Annotated in this window: 6 protein-coding genes; 5 read left to right on the top strand and 1 reads right to left on the bottom strand. The window is 55.7% G+C overall.

The genetic code is table 11. The features are described 5' to 3' along the window. Positions 1–29 precede the first annotated feature (29 nt). Positions 30–965: a magnesium transporter CorA family protein gene (locus AC2VLY_RS09120; RefSeq protein WP_486892038.1), complete on the bottom strand. Its 936-nt coding sequence runs from the start codon at positions 963–965 to the stop codon at positions 30–32. A 143-nt stretch (positions 966–1,108) separates the two neighbouring features. On the opposite strand from AC2VLY_RS09120, the gene moaB reads away from it, so the two are divergent. The 5 genes from moaB to AC2VLY_RS09145 form a co-directional block, all read left to right on the top strand. Then, positions 1,109–1,651, top strand: coding sequence for a molybdenum cofactor biosynthesis protein B (gene moaB, locus AC2VLY_RS09125; RefSeq protein WP_193650280.1), 543 nt, complete (start codon positions 1,109–1,111; stop codon positions 1,649–1,651). Between the two features lie 8 nt (positions 1,652–1,659). After that, positions 1,660–2,229: a class I SAM-dependent methyltransferase gene (locus AC2VLY_RS09130; RefSeq protein ID WP_300252981.1), complete on the top strand. Its 570-nt coding sequence runs from the start codon at positions 1,660–1,662 to the stop codon at positions 2,227–2,229. 30 nt (positions 2,230–2,259) lie between these two features. Continuing rightward, positions 2,260–2,736 (top strand): copper resistance protein NlpE, encoded by a 477-nt coding sequence (locus AC2VLY_RS09135; RefSeq protein WP_193650282.1) that lies wholly within the window; start codon positions 2,260–2,262, stop codon positions 2,734–2,736. Then, positions 2,733–4,289, top strand: coding sequence for a type I restriction-modification system subunit M (locus AC2VLY_RS09140; protein ID WP_486922133.1), 1,557 nt, complete (start codon positions 2,733–2,735; stop codon positions 4,287–4,289). The genes AC2VLY_RS09135 and AC2VLY_RS09140 overlap by 4 nt, the downstream gene beginning before the upstream one ends. Beyond that, a partial coding sequence (locus AC2VLY_RS09145; protein ID WP_486922134.1) for a PDDEXK nuclease domain-containing protein occupies positions 4,286–5,079 on the top strand: 794 nt, incomplete at its 3' end. The genes AC2VLY_RS09140 and AC2VLY_RS09145, both read left to right, overlap by 4 nt.

Genomic DNA, 5,079 nt, shown 5'->3' on the forward strand with positions numbered 1-5,079 from the left:
CTGCCTCTCCTTTATAGACTCCTGCCCGATCATATCCAGCCCTTGCGCTTGAAAAATGCGGCCAATCCCCCGGAAATACCCAGCCCCGAACACACTATCACCCAGAAAATCCAGTGGGTTTTCTGAAAGGGCAGGGTCGTGTTTACCCCATACAGGGTGGCCAGCATACTCGGTACATAAAATATCATGGCCAGAACGGTCACAACCTTAAGCCCGTGGTTGATATTGTTTTGGACCATACCGGCATAGGCATCCATCATCGACGTGCTGGTTCCGGCATACACCCGGGCGCGTTCATGGGCCACCTGCAACTCCAGTAAGGCCGTATCGACCTGTCGGGTTGCTGGCAGATCATCGCGAATTTCTGCCAGACGCGAAATCTTGAAGGCCGTGGCAATGTTGCCGACCAGAGCCACTTCAAAACGGGTCAGACTTTTACTGATTTCCAGCAAGGTGAAAAAGTCACCATTACTTTGCGTCCAATCCAGTTGCCGTTCATTTTCATGGATGGCCATGTTCAGTTGATGCAGGGCGTCTTCATAACTCTGGGCCAGTATTTTAAGAATCGCCGCAAGTATCTCGATGCTTTCCGGAGGGCTGGAAAGATGCTCCATCTGCTCAAAAAAAGGCGAGAGCGAGGGCAGGTCTTCGGCCAGCAAAGTAGTCAGGCTTTGCTGGTGCAGAACCATTCCCAATGGCCGCAAAGTCCAGGAATCATCGACGATGCCCCGCACCGGAAACTGCAAGGTGAGAAACACCCGGTTCTCTTCGCGCCGCAGCCAGGAGCGTTCATCGGGGTCGAGAATGTCCTGGGCAAAATCCCAGTCATCCGCAAGCTGCCCGGCCTGCACCCAGTCGGCGGGTCTCGGCGCCGTCAGATGTTGCCAGCCCTTCACCTGATCCGGAATAATTTGCTCTTCCGAATGGACGGTTACGGGATGATCTGCTGGGGGAAATACATCCATGGATGTTCTCCAGATCAGAGGCGGGCGTTAGGGCACCAGTGTCTGGCCTGTTCCCGGTCAGGGGTACTCAGCCGGCACATTTGGAGCACGGGACGAGGCCTTTTATACTGGACTTCCGTGTCGCCTGTAAAGGAAATTCAGCTGTGAGTAATGTGCATTCTGCAACTGATAGTAAAGTCTTTAATCCTCTCGCCATTGCCATCCTCACTGTTTCCGATACCCGCACCCCGGAAACCGACAAATCCGGCGACAAAATTGCGGAGCTGGCCCTGGCCGCTGGGCACCAGATAGCGGCGCGCTGCATCCTGCCCGATACGGCGGAAACCCTTCGCCAGCAGATGCAAAGCTGGATAAGCGATCCGACCATTGACGTCATCATCGCCACCGGCGGCACCGGGGTCACCGGGCGGGACGTAACCCCGGAGGCCCTCGCACCCCTGATCAGCAAACCCATTCCGGGCTTTGGTGAATTATTCCGCATGTTGTCCTATGAAGAAATTGGCACCAGCACCATTCAGTCCCGGGCCGAAGCCGCCATTTGTACGGGCACCATCGTCTTTCTGCTGCCCGGTTCTACCGGAGGCGTCCGCCTGGGTATGGAAGCCATCATCATTCCGCAACTGGATAACCGGCATCGCCCCTGCAATCTCAGTGAGTTGTTACCGCGTATTCGTCATGAACACTGATCTTTTTCATGTCTGAAGACGCAGCAGATCGGCAGGCGCGCTGGAATAACTGCTACGCCGGGAGCGACGCCCAGGCGGCAACGCCTCTGCCCCTGCTCAAGGCGCAGGCAGCTTTGCTACCCGCACAGGGCAAGGCGCTGGATCTTGCCTGTGGTCGGGGTGCTAATGCCTTGTTCCTCGCCAGACGGGGCCTGGAAACCTGGGCCTGGGATTACGCCGACCCGGCCATTGCCGCTGTCCAGCAGGCAGCAGCGGGCCTGCCTCTGCATGCCCAATGCCGGGATGTGCTGGCGCAGCCACCGGAGCCGGACAGTTTAGACGTGATCGTGGTTGCCCATTTTTTACACCGCCCGCTTTTCCCGATATTGGCGCAGGCCTTAAAAGCCCACGGTTTGCTGTTCTACGAAACCTGGGCCGGGCTTTATGCCGGACGCGGACCACGAAATCCGGATTTTCGTCTGCGTCCGGGTGAATTGAAGCATGCCTTCCCCGCGTTGCAGTTGCTGATGCTGGAGGAAGACGCCGACCGCAGCGCTGGCGTCTGGAGAGCGCCTGCCGGCCCTGTTACACTGACGTAATTTACTGATCTACAAAGAGGAAGACCAGCAATGACCCGGAATGGCCGTTTGAGCATTATTGTCTTCGCCATCATTTCCCTGAGTGCCTGCGCCAAGCTGCCCGTCAAGGTGGCTGAACCCGCTGCGCCAGCAGCCAAAACAGATACCAAGGCCGCCGCGCCGGACATGCACAGCAGCCAGACGGCCCTCGACTGGGCCGGGACCTACGTGGGTACCCTGCCCTGCGCCGATTGTCCCGGAGTGCGCGAAACCCTGGTGCTGCACAAAGACCAAACCTATGCCCTGAGCACCCACTATATGGACCGTCCGGGTTCGGCCTTTTCGCGCAGTAACAGCTTCACCTGGATCAATGGTCAAACTATCCGGCTGGAAGGCATGCAACAACCCATGTACTTTCGGGTAGGAGAAAACCAGCTTATTCAGTTGGGAATGGATGGCCAGCCCATTACCGGACCAATGGCGGCAAAAATGGTGTTGAAGAAAACGCAAACAGGAAAAACCCAATGACCAGCATCCAGCAACGCGCCGCCCTGCAACGGCAAATATGGGCGATTGCCAATGATGTACGCGGCGCAGTCGATGGCTGGGACTTCAAGCAATACGTGCTAGGCACCCTGTTTTACCGCTTCATCAGCGAAAACTTCGCTATTTATATCGAAGCCGATGACGACAGCATCCACTACGCCGAGTTGCCGGACAACATCATCACCCCGGACATCAAAGACGATGCCATTAAAACCAAGGGCTATTTTATTTACCCCAGCCAGTTGTTTGCCAATGTGGCCACCCGCGCCAACAGCAACGAAAGCCTGAATACGGATTTGGCCGATATTTTTGCCGCTATCGAAAATTCTGCCAGCGGTTATCCCTCCGAGCGCGACATCAAAGGTCTGTTTGCCGACTTCGACACCACCAGCAATCGTCTGGGCAACACCGTCAAAGATAAAAACACCCGCCTGGCCGCCGTGCTCAAAGGCGTTGCCGGTCTGGATTTTGGTGATGCGCATAGCGGCGACTTTGAAAGTAACCACATCGACCTGTTTGGCGATGCCTACGAATTTCTCATTTCCAACTACGCCGCCAATGCCGGTAAATCGGGCGGTGAGTTTTTTACACCACAACATGTTTCCAAACTCATCGCCCAGTTGGCCATGCACAAGCAAACCCGCGTCAACAAGATTTACGACCCCGCCTGCGGCTCCGGCTCCCTACTACTGCAAGCCAAAAAGCATTTTGACGCGCACATTATTGAAGACGGGTTTTACGGGCAGGAACTCAACCACACCACCTACAACCTGGCGCGGATGAATATGTTCCTGCACAACATCAATTACGACAAATTCAACATCCAGTTGGGGGACACTCTCATAGCCCCCCATTTTGACGGCGACAAGCCCTTTGATGCCATCGTCTCCAATCCGCCCTATTCCGTAAAATGGATCGGCAGCGACGACCCCACCCTCATCAACGACGACCGCTTTGCCCCGGCGGGCGTGTTGGCCCCCAAATCCAAAGCCGACTTTGCCTTTGTGCTGCACGCCCTCAGTTACCTTTCCGGCAAAGGCCGCGCGGCCATTGTCTGTTTTCCTGGTATTTTTTACCGGGGCGGTGCCGAGCAGAAAATCCGTCAATATCTGGTGGATAACAATTTCGTCGAAACCGTCATCTCACTCGCGCCCAACCTGTTTTATGGCACCACCATCGCCGTGACCATTCTGGTGCTCTCCAAACACAAGACAGACACCACCACCCAGTTCATTGATGCCAGTGGCCTGTTCAAAAAAGAAACCAACAACAACCTGCTGCTGGATACCCACATCGACGAGATCATGGCCGTGTTCGACAGCAAGGCGAATGTCGAGCACTTTGCCCGTTCCGTACCGTTTGAGCAGGTTGCCGCCAATGATTACAACCTCTCGGTGAGCAGCTATGTCGAAGCCCGCGACACCCGCGAGGTGGTGGATATTGCAGAGCTCAATAGCGATTTGAAAACCACCGTGGCAAGAATCGACCAGCTACGCAAAGAGATAGATGCCATTGTGGCCGAGATTGAGGCATGAACGATCACCCCATCGCACTGACACAACCGCCCGCAGGCTATGCCGACTGGCTGGCCGAATTAAAAGCGCGCATTCACCGCGCCCAACAACGCGCCACGCTCGCCGTCAACCGCGAACTGGTTTTGCTGTACTGGCAAATTGGCCAAGACATCCTGACACGGCAGGCCGCACAAGGCTGGGGCGCGAAAGTGATCGAGCGGCTGGCGCATGATTTGCGCAACGCTTTTCCCGAGATGAAGGGCTTCTCCCGCGCCAACCTCATGTATATGCGTGCCTTTGCCGAGGCCTGGCCAGACGAGCAAATTGTCCAACAGGCTGTTGGACAATTGCCTTGGGGACACAATCTGGTCTTGCTGACCCGACTGAAGCAACCGGAACAGCGTCTGGCCTATGCCCAGGCCGCCATCGAACAGGGTTGGTCGCGCAATGTGCTGAATATCCACATTGAAACCCGACTTCTTGAACGCACCGGCAAAGCGGTTACCAACTTTGCCGAACGCCTGCCCCCGCCGGGTAGTGATTTAGCGCGGGAATCGCTCAAAGACCCCTATCTGTTCGATTTTCTCGATGTGGGCAAAGAAGCCGACGAACGCGAAATTGAATCGGCGCTAGTCGAGCACATTACCCACTTTTTGCTGGAATTAGGCGCAGGCTTTGCCTTTGTGGGGCGGCAGGTGTTGCTGGATGTAGGCGGTGACGAATTCTTTATTGACCTGCTGTTTTATCACCTCAAATTGCGCTGCTATGTCGTGATTGAACTCAAGACCGGTAAATTCAAGCCCGAGCATCT

The organism is Acidithiobacillus sp. TH-A36, assembly GCF_057473445.1.